Source organism: Micromonospora arida (assembly GCF_042873195.1).
GTDB classification, from domain to species: Bacteria; Actinomycetota; Actinomycetes; order Mycobacteriales; family Micromonosporaceae; genus Micromonospora; species Micromonospora arida.
The window spans coordinates 1-18086 of sequence record NZ_JBIALC010000011.1; the positions used below are offsets into that span (position 1 = coordinate 1).

Below are 18086 nucleotides of genomic sequence, written 5' to 3' on the forward strand. Positions count from 1 at the left end.
CCACCCGCTTCGACAAACTCGCCGTCCGCTACGAAGCCACCGTTCACATCGCCGCGATCAACGAGTGGCTGTAACCGACTTCGACACAGGCCCTAGTGCTGCGATATCGGCACCGACCTTTCCTCGTCTAGGGCTGGACGTCGTTGGAAAGGTTGATCCGGATCCCCGTGTTGCGGTATCCGGCGCGACCGAAAGCGGCCGCCATAGGCGCGTTGCCCATGTCGGTGGTGGCGGTAATGCGCGACTCCCCGTTGGTCGCGTGAAAGCGCGTGATCTCGGCGAGCACCTCGTCCACGTAGCCGCGCCCGCGGAACTCCGGCACCACCCCGAGATAGCCGACATTCACGTTGTACTGAGTCGCGGAGGGAATCGCCATGCCCGCCACCTCGCCCTCGCGCGTGTAGGCGATCCGCCACCACTCCCGCTTGCCCGGCGCCCTGAGATAGAAGTCCATTTCTTCGCGCGCGGTCGCGTCCACACCCTTGGCGGCCAGGTTCGCACGGGTCTGGGCATCCAGGCTGCCCTCGGCGATTCTCCTGAACACGGCGAGGAACTCCTCGTCGGAGGCCTCGGTGAACCGCAGCCTGCCGGCCGTAGTGGGCACCCCGTCAGCGGGTGCCCACTCGAACTGCAGCCGCTCCACCTCCCGGGTGAGGCCCGCCGCGTGCGCCGCCGCCCGCCGCCACTCCACCGCAGCCGAGGTAGCCGGATCGTCACGCCAGCCGCCGGTGACCTTGATCTGGTACTGCACCGGCTCCGGGAACCCGGCCAGCGCCGCCCTGATCAGCGCGGCGGCGACAGCGGCGCGGTCACCCACGGCAGGATCCACGTCGAGGCAGTCAAGCGCGACCGGATACGGGCTGCCCTTCGGCCCCCACCACAATGCCCGTCCCACGACCTGGCCGTCGTGCTCGGCGATCCATGTCCATTCCGGCCGGTACATGTCCTCGGCCAGTTCGGCCAGGTAACGGTCGGCGGGGATCCACTCAACGGGCTCGGTCACGATCCACGGGGTCACGCGGTCGAGTTCTGCGGGGGCGGTAGCGCGGTAGAAGATCACGTGCAGAGGCTAGCGAAGCTCAGCACCATGATTCGCACGGGCAGAGAGGGCTCCTCGCTCGCGCCCGACCGGCCGTAATGCCCGGAACGCCTGCGGCTGGGGGTCGGTGCGATTGCGTCTCGTGCCCGCTGCGCAGCGCGGTTACCGGCCCACGGATGGCCCATGACGGCTTTTGGCGGTTTCCTCCAAGTCGGGGGCTTCCAGCCAGCCATAGTCGTAGCCGAGGTGGTCTAAGCGACTCCGGAGCCAGTTGCGTTTGCGTCCTGACGAGACCTGCCACACGTATCGCAGCCCTTCCGCAGCCCGGTGCCGTCGTCCGGGTGCGAGGTATCCGGGCAGGTTGTGGCAGAGGTCAGCGAGTTCATTTATCCGGTCACGCCGCTTGGCCAGTGCTTCTGGTGGCTGGTCCTCGGTCAAGGGCGATGTCTGGGCACGGATCTCGATGAACGCCAGGTGTAGCAGCATCGCCACCGCTTCTTCGGTGACTGCCTCTGGCGGCTCCTGCACAGACATCGGTCGTTCCTCGCGGTGAAAGTGTCAGTTCTGGGCCGCTGGTCTGCCCCACTCCCCGGATAGGTTCCAAGGACTGCGGCGGCCGGTCGGGGTCAAGGGTGGCCGTAGGCCACCGGCGTGCCGACGCGCAGCGCCCTTGACGCCGAGTGGGTGGCGTAGAGGATCGGGCATCCAGGGGTCGCGCCCTGGTCCTCGTCGTCATCGAACCGCGGGGCTGCGCCCACGAGAGTCCGGGGCAAGCAGCTCTGCTGCGCGGCAGCCGATCGCCCCAACCCCGACGGGGAGCAGCCCTGCCGGCGATCGTCTCACCTCAGTGCTCTTGGTGGTTTCGTCAGCGTGGCCGGCCGGCCCAGCTGACGCCGGCCGGAGGTCGCCAGCAGGCCGGCGCGGCCCGCTTGCGGGCCGCGTTGATCTGATGGAGCGGAATTCGGCAACGCAGACCGTCAAGGGCTACCCGAGCGGCATCCGAGCGACGACTTGCCATTCGTACATGCGCCGGTCTCGGTGCATGTCGATCAGATCGACGGCCGACACCTACGGCCACGTTCTGCCGGCGCGGGCTCGTCAGGCTGCCTCGGCCATTGACCGGATTCTCGGCCAGGAGGGGACGGCGTGACCGGCTTGGCTGTACTCGGACCGAGTTCAGCCGGGAAAGTGCTGGTGGAGCCCAGGGGACTCGAACCCCTAACCCCTGCCTTGCAAAGGCAGTGCTCTGCCAGTTGAGCTAGGGCCCCGTGGGTGGCCTTGGCGACGATCGCTCGTCGCCGGGCCGTACGTCAGCGCAGGTCGGGCGCGGTGGTCGCCTCGTGCCACAGGGCACGCTCGTCGTTCGAGGCCTTGATCTTGTTGAACACGACGGCGGCGACGCCGACGACGCCAGCCAGAATCAGCAGCTTCTTGAACATGGGGCGACCCCTCGCGCTCGACTACCGTCGGACGACATGCGGTGGGGCTAGATGGAATCGAACCATCGACCTCAGAGTTATCAGCTCTGCGCTCTAACCGACTGAGCTATAGCCCCGCGTTGCGACGAGCAAGATTAACCCATCCGCTCCGCCGGCCCCAAATCGGGGTCCGAGCTTGCGGGCCACGTCCGTCGCCGCCTGCAAAACCTACCCGAGTACGGGGCGCCGGAGCGACCGCATTCCGCGGTGCCCCGGCGTCCCGGTCACTCAGTCCCGCTCAGCGAGGGTCAGCTCGATCCCGCCGACCAGGTCGGCGCAGACGTTGTAGACGAACGCGCCCAGGGTGGCCAGCGCGGTGAACAGCACCACGTTGACCAGGCCGATCAGCGCCGAGCTGAGAATCACGCCCTTGGCGGTGATCTGGAAACCGCTGGTGCTCTGCCCACCGCCGGCGTTGACCAGGTCACTCAGGCTCTCGTTGACGCTCTGGAACACACCCATCGCGTCCAGCGCCAGGTAGAGCACCGAGGTGGCAACCACCACGACGATGAAGAGCACCACCGACACCGCGAATGCGAACTTCATCACGGACCACGGGTCGATCCGCTTGAGGTTCAGCCGGGCCCGACGCGGCCCGCGGGAGGCGGCCGAGCTGACCGACGTACGCGCCGCACGCACCGCGTCACCGACGCGGGCTGCGCCGACAGCGGACGCGTTGCCGATCCCCGGCGGCAGGCCACCGCCGCTGGCCGGGCGGCCGGCAGTGGCGGCCGTACGCGCCGCTTCCGGCTGCGGCTGGGTCATCCCGGGCGTGATCCGCGGCTGGGTGCCGGTGGACCCGGTTGACACCGCCTGACCGGGCCGGACACCGATCGGCTGGGTGGTGGCCGGACGCGCCGAGGGTGCCGCAGCCGGACCCGGAGGACTGGCGGCGGCCGACGTCGGCGCCTCGGCGCTGGGCGCCTCGGTCTTGTCGCCGGACTCGCCATCTTCGCCCGGCTGCTCCGGCGGGGGTGTCATACCTGGAGCCCTGGTGAACTTCGGGGCAGGCGCATCGGCGGGGACCGTCGCCCGGCCCACGGCCGCGCGGCCGGTCGCTGGTGTGCCGCTCTTGGCGGCCTCCTCGTCGACCGGTTTGGCCGAGGTCCCCGTGTTCCCCGACTTCGCCTGTGTCTCCGTCATTCAACTAGTCCTGTTCGTCAGGCTCGTCGGCATTGCGAGCAATCGCCACGATAGTCACGCCGTCCGGGAGGTCCATCAGCTTGACCCCCATTGTGTTCCGGTCACGCGTACGGCGTACAGGCTTCACCGGAGTCCGAATGACACCACCGTTGCTGGTGATCGCGAACAGCTCGTCGTCCGGATCGATCACCACCGCGCCAACCAGACCACCGCGCCGTTCGGTGATCTTTGCAGTCAACACGCCCTTACCTCCCCGGCCCTGCACCGGGTATTCCTCGATCGGGGTGCGCTTCGCGTATCCCCCGTTCGTGGCCACCAGAACGTCCAAACCTTCCCGCACGACTTCCATGGCGAGCAGGACGTCGTCGTCCGTGAAGCGCATGCCGATCACGCCCGAGGTGGCCCGGCCCATCGGCCGCAACGCCTCGTCCGAGGCGTTGAACCGGATCGCCTGTGCCTTCTTCGAGACCAGCAGCAGGTCGTTCTCCGGCGCAACCAGCGCAGCACCGACCAGCTCGTCCTCATCGCGCAGGTTGATCGCGATGATGCCGCCGGAACGGTTGGAGTCGAACTCCTCGAGCCGCGTCTTCTTCACCAGGCCGTTCTTCGTGGCCAGTACCAGATAGGGAGCTACCTGGTAGTTCGGGATCTCAATGATCTGCGCGATCTGCTCGTCGGGTAGGAAGGCGAGCAGATTGGCCACGTGTTGGCCCTTGGCTACCCTACTGGCCTCCGGCAACTCGTACGCCTTGGCCCGGTAGACACGGCCCTTGTTTGTTAAGAACAAGATCCAGTCGTGGGTCGAGCAGACGAAGAAGTGGCTGACGATGTCGTCCTGCCGCAGCGTGGCGCCACTGACGCCCTTACCGCCGCGCCGCTGCGAGCGGTACAGATCGACCTTCGTCCGCTTGGCGTACCCGGTGCGGGTGATCGTGACGACCACGTCCTCGCGGGCGATGAGGTCCTCCATCGAGACCTCGCCGTCGAACGGGATGATCTGCGTCCGGCGGTCGTCGCCCCACTTGGTGACGATCTCGCCCAGCTCCTCCGAGACGATCTTCCGCTGCCGCTCGGGCTTGGCGAGGATGTCCTTGAGGTCGGCGATCTCGATCTCGAGCTTCGCCAGGTCGTCGATGATCCGCTGCCGCTCCAGGGCGGCGAGACGGCGCAGCTGCATGTCCAGGATCGCGGTTGCCTGGATCTCGTCGATCTCCAGCAGCCGGATCAGGCCCTGCCGGGCGTCGTCCACGGTCGGCGAGCGCCGGATCAGGGCGATCACCTCGTCCAGCGCGTCCAGCGCCTTGCCCAGGCCGCGCAGGATGTGCGCCCGCTCCTCGGCCTTGCGCAGCCGGAACGCGGTCCGCCGGCGGATCACGTCGATCTGGTGCTCGACGTAGTAGCGGAGGAACTGGGCCAGGTTGAGCGTGCGCGGCACCCCGTCGACCAGGGCCAGCATGTTGGCGCCGAAGGTCTCCTGGAGCTGGGTGTGCTTGTAGAGGTTGTTCAGCACGACCTTCGCGACCGCGTCGCGCTTGAGCACCAGGACGATCCGCATGCCGGTACGACCGGAGGACTCGTCGCGGATGTCGGCGATCCCGGCGAGCTTGCCCTCCTTGATCAGCTCGGCGATCCGCTCGGCGAGGTTGTCCGGGTTGACCTGGTAGGGCAGCTCGCTGACGACCAGGCAGGGGCGGCCCCGCTTGTCCTCCTCGACCTCCACCACGGCGCGCATCCGGATCGAGCCGCGACCGGTGCGGTACGCGTCCTGGATCGCGGTGGTGCCGACGATCAGACCGTGGGTCGGGAAGTCCGGGCCCTTGACGATGCCGAGCAGGGCTTCGAGGGTGGTCTCCTCGTCCTCCTCCGGGTGCTCCAGGCACCACTGCACCGCCGCGCCGATCTCCCGCAGGTTGTGCGGCGGGATCTTGGTGGCCATGCCGACCGCGATGCCCTCGGAGCCGTTCACCAGGAGGTTGGGGATCCGCGACGGCAGGATGGTGGGCTCCTTGGCCCGGCCGTCGTAGTTGTCCTGCAGGTCGACGGTGTCCTCGTCGATGTCCCGCAGCATCTCCATGGCGAGGGGGTCGAGCTTGCACTCGGTGTATCGCATGGCGGCGGCCGGGTCGTTACCCGGCGAGCCGAAGTTGCCGTTGCCGTCGACCAGCGGGTAGCGCAGCGACCAGGACTGCGCCATCCGGACCAGCGCGTCGTAGATCGCGGAGTCGCCGTGCGGGTGGAACTGACCCATCACGTCACCGACGACGCGGGAGCACTTCACGTAGCCGCGGTCCGGACGGTAGCCGGAGTCGAACATCGCGTAGAGGATCTTGCGGTGGACCGGCTTGAGGCCGTCCCGGACGTCCGGCAGCGCACGACCGACGATGACGCTCATCGCGTAGTCGAGGTAGGAGCGCTGCATCTCCACCTCGAGCCCGACCGGTTCGATCCGGTCGTGCGCGACCACCGCGGCGATGGCCTCGGCGGGGACCTCGGGCTCGTTCGGTGTGGACTCGGGAGAATCGGTCACTGTATACCCTTATCAGACTCAGAGTCGTTTTCGTGCTGTGGATAACGGCTGTGGATACCGGCCAAGCTGTGGATAACTCTGTGGACCGCCGGATCGACCGGGCAGAACCCGGCCGATCCGGCGCAGTCCGTCAGATGTCCAGGAACCGCACGTCCTTGGCGTTGCGCTGAATGAACGACCGGCGCGCCTCGACGTCCTCACCCATCAGCACACTGAACAACTCGTCGGCGGTCGCCGCGTCGTCGAGAGTGACCTGACGCAGGGTACGCGTCGCCGGGTTCATCGTGGTTTCCCACAGCTCGGGATAGTTCATCTCGCCGAGGCCCTTGAAGCGCTGAATGTCGTCCGGCTTCGCGTTCGGCTTCTTCTGCTGGCGCAGCACGATCAGACCGTCCCGCTCGCGGTCGGAGTACGCGTACTGGGCGTCGTCGCCCTTCTTGTTCCACTTGATCTTGTAGAGCGGCGGGGCGGCCAGGTAGACGTGCCCCATCTCGACCAGCGGACGCATGAAGCGGAACAGCAGGGTGAGCAGCAGCGTCTGGATGTGCTGGCCGTCGACGTCCGCGTCGGCCATCAGCACCACCTTGTGGTACCGCAGCTTCTCCATGTCGAAGTCGTCGTGGATGCCGGTGCCCAGCGCGGTGATCAGCGCCTGGACCTCGTTGTTCTTCAGCACCCGGTCGATCCGGGCCTTCTCCACGTTGAGGATCTTGCCGCGGATCGGCAGGATCGCCTGGGTCCGTGGGTCGCGACCCTGCTTGGCCGAGCCGCCGGCCGAGTCACCCTCGACGATGAACACCTCGGACTCGCGGGGGTCGGTCGACTGGCAGTCGGCCAGCTTGCCCGGCATCGAGCCGGACTCCAGCAGCGACTTGCGCCGGGCCAGCTTGCGCGCCTGCTGGGCGGCGATCCGGGCGCGGGCCGCCTGGGACGCCTTCGTGATGATCATCTTGGCCTCGGCCGGGTTGCGGTCGAACCAGTCGACCAGCCGGTCGTTGCAGACCCGCTGCACGAAGCTCTTCACCGGGGTGTTGCCCAGCTTGGTCTTGGTCTGGCCCTCGAACTGCGGGTTGGCCAGCTTGACCGAGATGATCGCCGCGAGTCCTTCCCGGATGTCCTCGCCGGAGAGCTTCTCGTCGCCCTTGAGCAGCTTCTTGTCGGTGCCGTACCGGTTGACCACGCTGGTCAGCGCGGACCGGAAGCCCTCCTCGTGGGTGCCGCCCTCGTGGGTGTTGATCGTGTTGGCGAAGGTGTAGACCGACTCGCCGTACGACTCGTTCCACTGCATGGCGATCTCGAGGGACATGCCCTCCTCTTCGGCCTCGAACTCGACCACTGTCTTGTGGATCGGGCTCTTCGAGGCGTTGAGGTGCCGGACGAAGTCCGCGATGCCGCCCTCGTAGTAGAAGGTGACCTCGCGCTGCCGGCCGTCCTCCTCCTCGGCCACCCGCTCGTCGAGCAGGTGGATGCGCAGGGCGCGGTTGAGGAAGGCCATCTCCTGCAGGCGCCGGTAGATGGTCTGGAAGTCGAAGTCGACGGTCTCGAAGACGTCGGGGTCGGGCCAGAAGGAGACCGCCGAGCCGGTGCGGTCGGTGGCCTCGCCCTTCTCCAGCGGGCTCGGCTTGGAGTTGGTGTAGTGCTGCCGCCACACGGAGCCGGACTTGTGGATCTCGACGAACATCTTGGTGGAGAGCGCGTTCACCACGGAGACACCGACGCCGTGCAGACCGCCGGACACCGCGTACGCCTTGCCGTCGAACTTGCCACCCGCGTGCAGGATGGTCAACGCGACCTCGACACCGGGCTTCTTGAGCTTCGGGTGAAGGTCGACCGGGAAACCACGGCCGTTGTCGGTGACCCGGACGCCGCCGTCGGCGAGCAGCACCACGTCGATGGTGTCGCAGTATCCGGCCAGCGCCTCGTCGACCGCGTTGTCGACGACCTCCCAGACGAGGTGGTGCAGACCGCGCTCGCCGGTGGACCCGATGTACATACCGGGCCGCTTGCGAACCGCCTCCAGCCCCTCGAGAACGGTGATCGACTCTGCGCCGTACTCCTGCTTGTCCTGCGCTGCCACCCTCGGCCACTTTCTCGCGTCAGCCACGCCGGTAGGGCGCGTCGGGCGCGGGTTCGGCGGACAGGACGCGACGTCGGCGCGCGGACCGGTGCCGGAGACCTCCGGACAGCGGGTCGAACGCGCCGGTCGCCGCGGTTGCCCGCGGATCGCGATCGGCTCGACCCGACGTGGAGAATGAATCTGGGGCCACCGGCCCCGTCCCTCTCCCACACCGGGTCTTCGTCTCGCTGTCAATCCTACTGTGCGCGGGGGACAGAACCACCACTCGGCACCCTCAGAGAGGCGGCTGAGATGTCCGTAGCCGGCAGAACCCCGCCGCCCACGACTCCCCCCACACGCCATGCCCCCATCGCACGCGCCGCCCCGAAACGGGTTGACCCGCGGTCGGGCGGGTCGGGGGTCGCGGCCGAAGCGTCCGTGCCGTACGTTTGCGGCGCCCCGGAACCAGCCTTGATCTTTACCGGTTGGAACCGGGACGATCGACCCGATCGACCCGACACGTGCTCTTAAGAGGTGACAGATGGGGCTGGACAACGTCGCGGTGCACTGGCCGCGGACCGGCCGCTTCTACGATCCGGTCGCGCCGGCCGAGTTCGTCGACTTCGGCGAGATCGTCGACCTGCCGCGCATCTCCGCACCGACCGCGGCGCTGGCCGAGCTGATCGCGAAGACCGGCACCATCCGGGCGACCGCGTACACCGAGTTGGTGGATCTACTGCTCGGCCTCGAAGGTGTGTTGTACGCCACAGACGCCGCCGCCGAGGACGAGGACCCGGTGATCGACCCGGACGGCTGCTCCTGGATCGCGAGCGGCATCGAACGGTTCGTGTCCGCGCACCGCGCGACCGGCGAGGCGGTCACCTTCGAGTCGGTGAGCACCGTGCTGCGCTCCCTGCTCGGCGACGGTCGGTTGGCCGAGCAGCAGCTGCGCTGGCTGGAGAGCCGGCTCGACGCGCTGCGCGACGAGCGCGGTGATCCGCCGCAGTGGAACTTCACCTGTGCCGAACTGGGCGTGCTGGCCGCGTTCTACCGGCGCTGCGCCGAGCGCGGGTTCGCCGTCTACGCCGACGCCTGAGCCGCCGCGTCGGTCTCCGAGCCGGCCGGCCGGTTGGCGGCCGAGATCACCTGTGTGAGCACCGCGTGCAGGTGTTGCAGATCCTCGACGGGCAGCCCGAGCCGCTGCACGATCGCGGCCGGGATCAGCTCGGCCTGACTCCGCAGCGCGGCACCGCTGGGGGTGAGGGTGACGGCGAGGCTGCGCTCGTCGTTCGGGTCGCGTTCCCGGCGCAGGTAGCCGGCCGCCTCCAGCCGCTTGAGCAGGGGTGACAGCGTGCCCGGGTCGAGCTGGAGCAGGCGACTGAGGTCGCGGCCGGACAGCGGCGCGTGCTGCCAGAGCGCCAACATCACCAGGTACTGCGGGTGGGTCAGCCCCATCGGTTCCAGCAGCGGCCGGTAGACGGCCACGACGCTGCGCGCCGCGACCGAGAGGGCGAAGCAGACCTGCTGCTCCAGGGCCAGCGGGTCGACGCCGTCCGGTCGTTCGCTCATCGGTTGCCCTCTCTCCGCACGGTGACTATCGTACCGATCATTGGTACACCAACCATTGGTGCGCCAAAGGTACGCTCGTGCGGCGGGCGAGAACCGGCGAGGCGACGCGGGGAAGAGGGCGGCAGATGAGCGACGACGGCGCGATCACCAGGGCCCCGGGCGAGGGCGGCCGATTGATGCGTTGGGCCTTCCGGCACCTCGCCGGCCCGGCCGAGGGTGTGCAGGGCGCGGTGCAGGGCGGCTCGGCCGAGGCCCGCGAGGCGTGGAAACGGGACCTGGCCGAGCGCAAGCGCTTCACCCGGGAGCAGCGGGAACGCAAGCGGGCAGCCCGCGAGGCCGACCGGCGCGGCTGAACGGCCGGCTCAGCCGTACGTGTCGCGCGGACCCCGGCCGCGTACGCGGCGTGGGCCCTTCCCCCAGGAGGGCGCGGCCGGGCCGTGAATGTGCAGCTTGCGCACCACGTTGTGCCCGACCTCGCTGGCGATCTGCTTGAGCAGCGAGCCGGCGAGCAGCCGCAGCTGGGTGGCCCAGGCGGTCGAGCGCGCCTCCACGGTCAGCTCGCCGTTCTCCAACTTCACCGGGCGGCTGTTCTGCGCGACCTCCGCACCGACGACCCGCTCCCAGGCGCCGAACACGGTGGCCTCGGCCGCCGGCTGCTGCCAGCCGCGCGCCTTCACCAGCCGGTTGAGCACGGCGCTGAGCGGCTGCGGATCGCGCGGGTCGGGGCCGGGGCCGGAGTAGCCGCGCAACCGCCGCCCCGAGCCGCCGGCAGCGTCGCCGCCGCCGGGGGTACGCCGGGCGCGGGCCGCCGCCTGTCGCCGGGACAGCGCCGCGTCGAGCACCGCCCGGGCCAGCTCCGGCCCGCTGGCGGCCGCCGCCGGCTCACCGCCCGCCGATCCCTCCGCCGCCTTCGGGGTACGCGCAGCCGGGCCGTCGCCGGCCGCTGGTCGATCGGTGCCTGGCTTATCCGACACGGCGTACCGTCCCTTCGCCGACCTGGTAGCGGGTGCCGCGCAGGGCGGCGGGCACGTCGTCGTCCACCGCGCAGGTGACCAGCAGCTGACTCGCCCCGCCGACCAGCTCCGCCAACCGCTCCCGGCGGCCGGTGTCCAACTCCGCGAAGACGTCGTCGAGCACCAGCACCGGCTCGATGCCGTCGGCGCGCAGCAGGTCGTACCCGGCCAGCCGCAACGCGAGGGCGAACGACCACGACTCGCCGTGGCTGGCGTACCCCTTGGCGGGCAGTGGGCCGAGGCTCAGCGCCAACTCGTCGCGGTGTGGGCCGACCAGGGTCGTGCCCCGCTCGATCTCGGCGGAGCGGGACGCGGCCAGGGCCGCCGTCAGCGCCTCGGCCAGCGTGGCCCGGTCGGTGGTCGGCTCGGCCAGCTCGATCGAGGGCCGGTAGGTGATGCTCGCCGCACCCCGACCGGCGGCCACCGCGTCGTACGCCTTGGCCACGTGCGGGGTGAGCGCGGCCACCAGCTCCAGGCGGCCGGCGAGCAACTCCGCCCCGTGCTGGGCCAGGTGGGTGTCCCAGACCGCGAGGGTGCCGAGGTCGCCACCCCTGGACCCACCGGTCTTCCGGGCCAGGTACGCGGTGCGCAGCAGGGCGTTGCGCTGCTTGACGACCCGCTCGTAGTCGGCCCGCACGCCCGCGAACCGGGGCTGCCGGTTGACCAGCAGGTCGTCCAGGTAGCGGCGGCGCTCGGCAGGGTCACCCCGGACCAGCTCAAGATCTTCCGGGGCGAAGAGCACCAGCCGGAGCGCCCCGAGCACGTCCCGGGCCCGCCGTGCCGGTGAGCGGCCCAGTCGGGCCCGGTTGGCCTTGCCGGGCACGATCTCCAGCTCGACCAGGAGTTCACGGCCGTCGTGCACCACCGCGCAGCGGATCACCGCGGACGTGGCGCTCATCCGGACCAGAGGCGCGTCGGTGGCGACCCGGTGCGAGTCCAGGGTCGCCACGTAGCCCAGCGCCTCGACGAGGTTGGTCTTGCCGACGCCGTTGGCACCGATCAGGACGTTCGCTCCCGGCTGGAGGTCGACGGCCACCCGCTCGTACGAGCGGAAGTTGACCAGTTCCAGCCGGTGAACGTACACAGGTTGTGGATACCGCTCAGCGCTTGTGGACGGCGTGGCCACCGAACTGCTGACGCAGCGCGGAGACGGCCTTCATGGCGGGCGAGTCGTCCTGCCGCGAGGCGAACCGGGCGAACAGCGAAGCGGTGATGACGTTCAGCGGCACCGCCAGCCGGACCGCCTCGTCGACCGTCCACCGGCCCTCGCCGGTGTCCTCCGTGTAGCCGCTCAGGTCGGCCAGCTCCGGGTCCTCGTCGAGCGCCCGGTCCAGCAGGTCGAGCAGCCAGGAACGGACGACGGTGCCCTCCCGCCAGGACTTGATGACGCCCGGAACGTTGGTCACCAGCTCCGAGGCGGCCATCAACTCGTAGCCCTCGGCGTACGCGTGCATCAGGCCGTACTCGATGCCGTTGTGCACCATCTTCGAGTAGTGCCCGGCACCGACGGGGCCGGCGTGCACGAAGCCGAACTCACCCTCGGGCTTGAGCGCGTTGAAGATCGGCATCAGGCGGTCCACGTGCTCCTGGGCGCCACCGACCATCAGCCCGTAGCCGTTCTGCCGGCCCCAGACGCCGCCGGAGACCCCGACGTCCATGTAGCCGATGCCCCGCTGGTTGAGCCGCTCCGCGCGGGGCGCGTCGTCGCTGAAGCGCGAGTTGCCGCCGTCAATGATGATGTCGCCCTCGCCGAGCACCTCGGCGAGCTCGTCGATCGTGGCGTCGGTGACACCGGCGGGCACCATGACCCAGACCGCTCGCGGCGACTCAAGCTTCTCCGCCAGGCCGGCGAGGGTCGTGACGTCGCTGATCTGCGCGTTGTGGTCGAAGCCGACCACCTCGTGCCCGGCCGAACGCAACCGCTCCCGCATGTTGCCGCCCATACGGCCGAGTCCTACCAGGCCGAGCTGCATGTGTTTCTACCTCCGTGGATCTGGGTGTTGCTGGGCGCGATCAGCGCGAGACGCGGATCGGCATGATGAGGTACCGGTACCCCGGAATGACCTCGCCATCCTCGCCGGCGGGAGAGATCACCGCGGGCTTGAAGGCGTCGACGAACGAGAGCACGGCCGTCTGAGCGCCCAGGTTTGCCAGACCGTCGATGAGGTACTGCGGGTTGAAGCCGATGGTCAGTGGCTCACCGGTGAAGGTGGCCTCCATCGCCTCGCTGGCCCGTGCCTCCTCGGAACCGCCGGCCTCGACCACCAGGCCGTCGGAGCTGAAGCTGAGCAGCACCGGGGTGGTCCGTTCGGCGACCAGCGCGACCCGCTTGACCACCTCGATCAGCGTGCTGACCGACACCCGGGCCGCGGCGTTGTGCGTGGCCGGGAAGAGCGACCGCACCGGCGGGTAGTTGGCGCCGTCGAGCAGCCGGCTGGTGGTACGTCGGGTGCCGCCGGCGAGGCCGACCATGCCCTCGCCCGCAGCGCCCTGGGCGAGGGCGAGCGTGACCTCGCCGCCCAGCGGGCCGAGGGCCTTGGCGGTGTCGTTCAGGGTGCGGGCGGGCACCAGGGCGTTGATGCTCACCTCGGGGTCGTCCGGCCGCCACTGGATCTCGCGCAGCGCCAACCGGTAACGGTCGGTGGCGAGCATCGACAGGGTGTCACCCGACAGCTCGACGCGGACGCCGGTCATCATCGGCAGCGTCTCGTCGCGACCGGCGGCGATGGCCACCTGGGCCACCGCTGTGGCGAACGCCGCGGCGTCGACAGTGCCCGCGCTCTGCGGCATCTCGGGCAGCGCGGGGTAGTCCTCCACCGGCATGGTGGGCAGCGTGAACCGGGCGCTGCCACAGACCAACTCGAGATGCGCGCCGACCGCGGCGATGTCGACCGGCTTGGCCGGCAACGCCTTGGTGATCTCGGCGAGCAGGCGGCCGGAGACGAGCGCGGCGCCGTCGGCGTCGCCCTGCACCTCGACGGTCACCTGGCTGGAGACCTCGTAGTCGAACCCGGAGACCCGCAGGTTGCCGTCGGTGACGCGGAGCATCACCCCGGCGAGCACCGGTACGGATGGCCGGTTGGGCAGGCTCTTCGCGGTCCACGCCACAGCCTCGGCGAGCGCGTCGCGCTCCACTCGGAACTTCATCAATGCCTCCGCGTCGACGTCAGCGACAACTCTCTCATGCCGACCGCTGCCTACCGTCCCGCCCGACCGTGCGGGTACCCATCGCACCTTAGGGCGCGGGGACATCGGCTGTGCGTCCGACCCCATGGATCGTGTCGATGCTGACCGGCTGATCCGACAGCGTTCGGCCCGATCCACAGAAAGCCCAACGGTGATGATTGGTTTTTGTTCTCTTAGAAGAGATAACTCATCGTCTTCATCGCACCTGTGCAAACTGTGGAAAACCGAGGTCTGCGCAGGTCAGACAGGTTATCCACCGGTGATTTAGCTGTGGAGAACCAGGGGTACAACCGGCTCGTGTGTCCACAGCCCGGCGACGACGGCCGGTTGTCCACCGTTGTCCACCGGTTGTCCACCGGTAATCCACCGACTTTCTCCCCAAGCCTGTGGATCGCGGGGAAGATCACCATTGCCGTCATCCCCAGAACCTTCAACAGGCCGTACACAGGTTGATGATGATCGGTGGATAACCTGACGGTCGTCCCCAGGCGTCCACAGCGTCGTACACAGGGTTTCTCCACAGCCTGTGGGTAACTGGCGGAGGACGGACCGTAGTTATCCACCGCCGGTGGATAACGAGCTGTGGACAACGAGTGGGGATCGAGGCGGTCACGGCCTCAATGCTGTGGTCTCCACCATGTCGAGAGTCCAGCTGACGTACCAAAAAAGAACGCCCGACCGGAGATCCGGTCGGGCGTGTCCTGTCCTGCGGCTGTGCGCCGCGCGACGGCGGTCGTACGTTCAGCTGTTCTGTTTGATGCGGTTGGTCAGCTCGGCGATCTGGTTGTACAGCGAGCGGCGCTCCGCCATCTGCTGACGAATCTTGCGGTCGGCGTGCATCACGGTGGTGTGGTCCCGGCCACCGAACGCCTGCCCGATCCGGGGCAGCGACAGCTCGGTCAACTCCCGACACAGGTACATGGCCACCTGACGGGCGTTGACCAGCACCCGGGACCTGGACTGGCCGCGCAGATCCTCCAGGCTCACCCCGAAGTAGTCAGCGGTCGAGGCCATGATCTGGTCGGCGTTGATCTCCGGACCGGCGCCGTCGGGCATGAAGTCCCGAAGCACCTCCTCGGCCAGCGACAGCTCGACTGTCGACCGGGTCAGGCTGGCGAACGCGGTCACCCGGATCAGCGCGCCCTCCAGTTCCCGGATCGAGTTCGACACCCGGGAGGCGATGAACTCCAACACGTCCGGCGGGGCGTACATCCGCTCCTGCGCCGCCTTCTTCTGCAGGATCGCGATCCGGGTCTCCAGATCCGGCGGCTGGATGTCGGCCAGCAGCCCCCACTCGAACCGGGTTCGCATCCGGTCCTCGAGGGTCGCGAGCTGGCGCGGCGACCGGTCGGAGGAGATCACGATCTGCTTGTTGGCGTTGTGCAGCGTGTTGAAGGTGTGGAAGAACTCCTCCTGGGTGCGCTCGCGGTTCTCCAGGAACTGGATGTCGTCGATCAACAGGATGTCGACGTCGCGGTAGCGCCGCTGGAACGCGCTGGTCTTGTCGTCCCGGAGCGAGTTGATGAAGTCGTTGGTGAATTCCTCGGTCGAGACGTACCGGACCGAGCGGGCGTTGCCGAGTGTCGTGGCGTAATGCCCGATGGCGTGCAGCAGGTGTGTCTTGCCCAACCCGGAGTGCCCGTAGATGAACAGCGGGTTGTACGCCTTGGCCGGTGACTCCGCCACCGCCACGCTCGCCGCGTGGGCGAAGCGGTTGGACGAGCCGATGACGAACGTCTCAAACATGTACTTCGGATTGAGCCGGTTGCCGCCGGTGTCGGCACCGGGCAACCGACGGTCGTCGCGGCCACCGGTCCGATGGTCCACCGCGCTGCGACCCGGGCCGCTGTCCGTTCCGCTGTCCCGCGGTAGCGAGCGGATCACGTGCTGGTCGCGCGGTGACGCCGAGTCGTCCCGGTAGCGGGGCTCGTAGGGCCGGGTGTCGGGGCCGGACGGGTCCAGGCGGGCGGCCTGCTCGTCGTAGCCGCGCCGGTCCGGACCCGGCCGGGAGGGCCGCAGGGGCTCCGCGAAGGCAGCGCTGAACAGCGCCTCCTGCCCGTCCCTGCTGGCGGGGATCAACCCCGCGCGATGCCCCTCCACGGGCGGCGCGAGCGGCGGACCCGCGGGAGCGGGCGGCGGACCCGGATCAGGGGTACGCGGCGCGGGTGACTGCTCAGGGATCATCGCGTCGGCCGGCTGTCGAGCGCCCTGGTCGTCGTCGAAGGGCGCGATACCCGAGCCGTCGATGTCGAGCTGCCCGGTCTCCGGGGCGCTGCGGTAGACGGTGCCGGCCGGACGGCCGGTGGCGTCCTCGGCCACCCGAACGGTGACCGCGACCTGGATCGGTCGGCCGAGCCGCCGGGTGAGCGCCTCGGTGATAGCCGGGCGCAGCCGTGACTCGATCACGTCGCGGGTGAACGCGTCCGGAACGGAGAGCAGTGCGGTGTCCTCGACGATCGCTCGCAGCCGGGTCAGTCGGAGATAGGCACGCTGCTGGGCGGAGATGATCTCGTCGGCGAGCTCGTCGGTCGCCGCTAACCACACCGCGGCAAGGTCGGTCGTACCGGCCACCGTCGTGCCACCCCCTCGCTTCTGCTCCCGGCCGCCGCTGTCTGCCAGCCGGCCGTCCCGGGCCCGCCGCGTTCGCGGGTGGAACAACACCCACCCGGACGGTCGACCGGTGGTCATCCACAAGTTATCCACAGCCTGTGTACCGACCGATTGTGGCCGCCGCCGGACGCGGGTGGGACCTGCCCCTGCCTGAACGGGCGCTGAAGCGGGTTCACCGTGCCGAACGATTCACTGCCATGTCCGGTCTTGCCTGCGCGACGACCGGAGCTTCCGACGCTCACCGCAATCGGGCACGGTAACAGCGTTGTCCCTGCGCCATCAACCGGCGACGCGGCGGCGCCCTTGTCGGCATCAGCGAAAACCGCCCTTCGGCCTCGGGCGCGTCCCGTTGTCCCCTGCTCGAGGTGTTTGACGGTCATTGCCCCCCTGCGTAGGCTGGAACGGCTGCTTTCTCGCCCTCTGCTAGGGTGATGGGTGCTTGCTGTCCGCGGTCGCATCCCCGCATCGCCGAGGTCCCGCTCCGCCGGACAGCACCGATCGTGGGCCACCGTCGAGGTGGCCTGGACCACCACACGACCCCGGCGATCCCGTCGCGCGGGGCGCGTACGAAAACGGAGAGCCTGACGTGAGCAAGCGCACCTACCAGCCGAACAACCGCCGGCGCGCGAAGACCCACGGCTTCCGGCTGCGCATGCGCACCCGTGCCGGCCGTGCCATCCTGTCGAGCCGTCGCGCCAAGGGTCGCACCACCCTGTCGGCCTGAGCCGACCGGGCCGGTCCAGGGGACGTGGGCAGTCGTGCTGGCCGCCGCACAGCGACTGCGGCGCAGCACTGACTTCGCCGCAGCGGTTCGCGGTGGCCGACGCGCCGGACGTGGCGCCGTCGTGGTCCACCTGGCCGTGCCGGTGACCGTCGACCCCAGCACACCGACCTCGCCGGAGCCGGTACGGGACAACAGTGCGGAGCAGTCGTCCGTGCCGTCCCGTGCCGGCTTCGTCGTTTCCAAGGCGGTCGGTAACGCGGTGACCCGTAACCGGGTCCGGCGCCGACTGCGGGCGCTGGTCCGGGAACGGCTTACCGACCTGCCCGCCGGCAGCACCCTGGTCGTCCGGGCGCTCCCCGCCGCGGCGCAGGCGTCGTACCCTCGGCTCGCCACCGACCTGGACGCCGCCATCGCGGTCGCCCGGTCGCCGCGCGAACGGCGGTCCCGATGAGCGGCACCGAGCAGAGCACCCCACGGCCGTCGACAACCGGTGCCAAGGTGCTGATCGCGCCCATCATCGCGTACCGTCGGTGGATAAGTCCGGCACTGCCGGCTCGCTGTCGGTTCTACCCGTCGTGCAGTGCGTACGCCCAGGAGGCGGTCGTTCGGCACGGCGCGCTCCGGGGAACCGTGCTGGCGGCCCGGCGGTTGTTGCGCTGCCACCCCTTTCACCCTGGTGGATATGACCCGGTGCCGGAGCCGGGCGGCCGCCGTCGTGCTGATGTGACTGGAGCCTGAGAA

At 69.3% G+C, this 18086-nt stretch carries 17 protein-coding genes and 2 tRNA genes; 5 read left to right on the top strand and 14 right to left on the bottom strand.

Annotated elements, in window-relative coordinates; translation table 11 throughout:
- Positions 1-127: 127 nt before the first annotated feature.
- From ACFYP0_RS26075 to gyrB, 8 genes are all read right to left on the bottom strand, one after another.
- The gene (locus tag ACFYP0_RS26075; protein WP_355495439.1) at positions 128-1060 is read right to left on the bottom strand and encodes a GNAT family N-acetyltransferase; all 933 of its coding nucleotides are present in this window, start codon (positions 1058-1060) and stop codon (positions 128-130) included.
- Between the two features lie 141 nt (positions 1061-1201).
- A complete protein-coding gene (locus ACFYP0_RS26080; protein ID WP_355495441.1) occupies positions 1202-1573 on the bottom strand; it encodes a hypothetical protein in 372 nt (123 codons plus the stop codon).
- Between the two features lie 658 nt (positions 1574-2231).
- Positions 2232-2307, bottom strand: a tRNA-Ala gene (locus ACFYP0_RS26085).
- A gap of 42 nt (positions 2308-2349) precedes the next feature.
- A complete protein-coding gene (locus ACFYP0_RS26090; protein WP_209444550.1) occupies positions 2350-2478 on the bottom strand; it encodes a DLW-39 family protein in 129 nt (42 codons plus the stop codon).
- A gap of 42 nt (positions 2479-2520) precedes the next feature.
- A tRNA-Ile gene (locus tag ACFYP0_RS26095) sits at positions 2521-2594 on the bottom strand.
- 151 nt (positions 2595-2745) lie between these two features.
- Complete coding sequence (locus tag ACFYP0_RS26100) at positions 2746-3660, bottom strand: DUF3566 domain-containing protein (protein WP_355495443.1); 915 nt, start codon at positions 3658-3660, stop codon at positions 2746-2748.
- 4 nt (positions 3661-3664) lie between these two features.
- Entirely contained in the window at positions 3665-6187 is a 2523-nt protein-coding gene (gyrA, locus tag ACFYP0_RS26105) for a DNA gyrase subunit A (protein WP_112583939.1), read from the bottom strand.
- A gap of 130 nt (positions 6188-6317) precedes the next feature.
- Entirely contained in the window at positions 6318-8264 is a 1947-nt protein-coding gene (gyrB, locus tag ACFYP0_RS26110) for a DNA topoisomerase (ATP-hydrolyzing) subunit B (protein WP_124862428.1), read from the bottom strand.
- 520 nt (positions 8265-8784) lie between these two features.
- Here gyrB and ACFYP0_RS26115 point away from each other — a divergent pair.
- A complete protein-coding gene (locus tag ACFYP0_RS26115; protein ID WP_355495445.1) occupies positions 8785-9339 on the top strand; it encodes a hypothetical protein in 555 nt (184 codons plus the stop codon).
- Here ACFYP0_RS26115 and ACFYP0_RS26120 read toward each other — a convergent pair.
- Positions 9324-9812, bottom strand: coding sequence for a MarR family winged helix-turn-helix transcriptional regulator (locus tag ACFYP0_RS26120; RefSeq protein WP_124862425.1), 489 nt, complete (start codon positions 9810-9812; stop codon positions 9324-9326). The genes ACFYP0_RS26115 and ACFYP0_RS26120 overlap by 16 nt on opposite strands.
- Positions 9813-9937: 125 nt before the next feature.
- On the opposite strand from ACFYP0_RS26120, the gene ACFYP0_RS26125 reads away from it, so the two are divergent.
- Entirely contained in the window at positions 9938-10165 is a 228-nt protein-coding gene (locus tag ACFYP0_RS26125) for a hypothetical protein (RefSeq protein WP_124862422.1), read from the top strand.
- Between the two features lie 9 nt (positions 10166-10174).
- On the opposite strand, the gene ACFYP0_RS26130 is transcribed toward ACFYP0_RS26125, so the two are convergent.
- The 5 genes from ACFYP0_RS26130 to dnaA form a co-directional block, all read right to left on the bottom strand.
- Positions 10175-10786 carry a DUF721 domain-containing protein gene (locus tag ACFYP0_RS26130; protein ID WP_091396535.1) on the bottom strand — a complete coding sequence of 204 codons (612 nt, stop codon included), beginning with the start codon at positions 10784-10786 and terminating at the stop codon, positions 10175-10177.
- Positions 10776-11909, bottom strand: coding sequence for a DNA replication/repair protein RecF (recF, locus tag ACFYP0_RS26135; RefSeq protein ID WP_355495448.1), 1134 nt, complete (start codon positions 11907-11909; stop codon positions 10776-10778). Before recF ends, ACFYP0_RS26130 begins: the two co-directional genes overlap by 11 nt.
- 16 nt (positions 11910-11925) lie before the next feature.
- Positions 11926-12798 carry a phosphogluconate dehydrogenase (NAD(+)-dependent, decarboxylating) gene (gene gnd / locus ACFYP0_RS26140; RefSeq protein WP_112583933.1) on the bottom strand — a complete coding sequence of 291 codons (873 nt, stop codon included), beginning with the start codon at positions 12796-12798 and terminating at the stop codon, positions 11926-11928.
- A 40-nt stretch (positions 12799-12838) separates the two neighbouring features.
- Positions 12839-13972, bottom strand: a complete 1134-nt coding sequence (gene dnaN, locus ACFYP0_RS26145; RefSeq protein WP_124854777.1) for a DNA polymerase III subunit beta — start codon at positions 13970-13972, stop codon at positions 12839-12841.
- A gap of 780 nt (positions 13973-14752) precedes the next feature.
- Positions 14753-16582 carry a chromosomal replication initiator protein DnaA gene (gene dnaA / locus ACFYP0_RS26150; protein WP_124854793.1) on the bottom strand — a complete coding sequence of 610 codons (1830 nt, stop codon included), beginning with the start codon at positions 16580-16582 and terminating at the stop codon, positions 14753-14755.
- 625 nt (positions 16583-17207) lie between these two features.
- Here dnaA and rpmH point away from each other — a divergent pair.
- Genes rpmH through yidD form a run of 3 tightly spaced genes read left to right on the top strand, consistent with a single transcriptional unit; the run spans position 17208 to position 18083 of the window.
- Positions 17208-17345 carry a 50S ribosomal protein L34 gene (rpmH, locus tag ACFYP0_RS26155; protein ID WP_007453904.1) on the top strand — a complete coding sequence of 46 codons (138 nt, stop codon included), beginning with the start codon at positions 17208-17210 and terminating at the stop codon, positions 17343-17345.
- Positions 17346-17379: 34 nt separating this feature from the next.
- Positions 17380-17796 carry a ribonuclease P protein component gene (gene rnpA / locus ACFYP0_RS26160; protein ID WP_355495450.1) on the top strand — a complete coding sequence of 139 codons (417 nt, stop codon included), beginning with the start codon at positions 17380-17382 and terminating at the stop codon, positions 17794-17796.
- The gene (gene yidD / locus ACFYP0_RS26165; RefSeq protein ID WP_355495452.1) at positions 17793-18083 is read left to right on the top strand and encodes a membrane protein insertion efficiency factor YidD; all 291 of its coding nucleotides are present in this window, start codon (positions 17793-17795) and stop codon (positions 18081-18083) included. Before rnpA ends, yidD begins: the two co-directional genes overlap by 4 nt.
- Positions 18084-18086 lie beyond the last annotated feature (3 nt).

What these genes read in the sequence shown, in the direction of transcription:
- ACFYP0_RS26080 (WP_355495441.1), bottom strand. Translation starts at nt 1,573, where the DNA reads ATGTCTGTGCAGGAGCCGCCAGAGGCAGTCACCGAAGAAGCGGTGGCG.
- ACFYP0_RS26090 (WP_209444550.1), bottom strand. Translation starts at nt 2,478, where the DNA reads ATGTTCAAGAAGCTGCTGATTCTGGCTGGCGTCGTCGGCGTCGCCGCC.
- ACFYP0_RS26100 (WP_355495443.1), bottom strand. Translation starts at nt 3,660, where the DNA reads ATGACGGAGACACAGGCGAAGTCGGGGAACACGGGGACCTCGGCCAAA.
- ACFYP0_RS26115 (WP_355495445.1), top strand. Translation starts at nt 8,785, where the DNA reads ATGGGGCTGGACAACGTCGCGGTGCACTGGCCGCGGACCGGCCGCTTC.
- ACFYP0_RS26120 (WP_124862425.1), bottom strand. Translation starts at nt 9,812, where the DNA reads ATGAGCGAACGACCGGACGGCGTCGACCCGCTGGCCCTGGAGCAGCAG.
- ACFYP0_RS26125 (WP_124862422.1), top strand. Translation starts at nt 9,938, where the DNA reads ATGAGCGACGACGGCGCGATCACCAGGGCCCCGGGCGAGGGCGGCCGA.
- gnd (WP_112583933.1), bottom strand. Translation starts at nt 12,798, where the DNA reads ATGCAGCTCGGCCTGGTAGGACTCGGCCGTATGGGCGGCAACATGCGG.
- dnaN (WP_124854777.1), bottom strand. Translation starts at nt 13,972, where the DNA reads ATGAAGTTCCGAGTGGAGCGCGACGCGCTCGCCGAGGCTGTGGCGTGG.
- yidD (WP_355495452.1), top strand. Translation starts at nt 17,793, where the DNA reads ATGAGCGGCACCGAGCAGAGCACCCCACGGCCGTCGACAACCGGTGCC.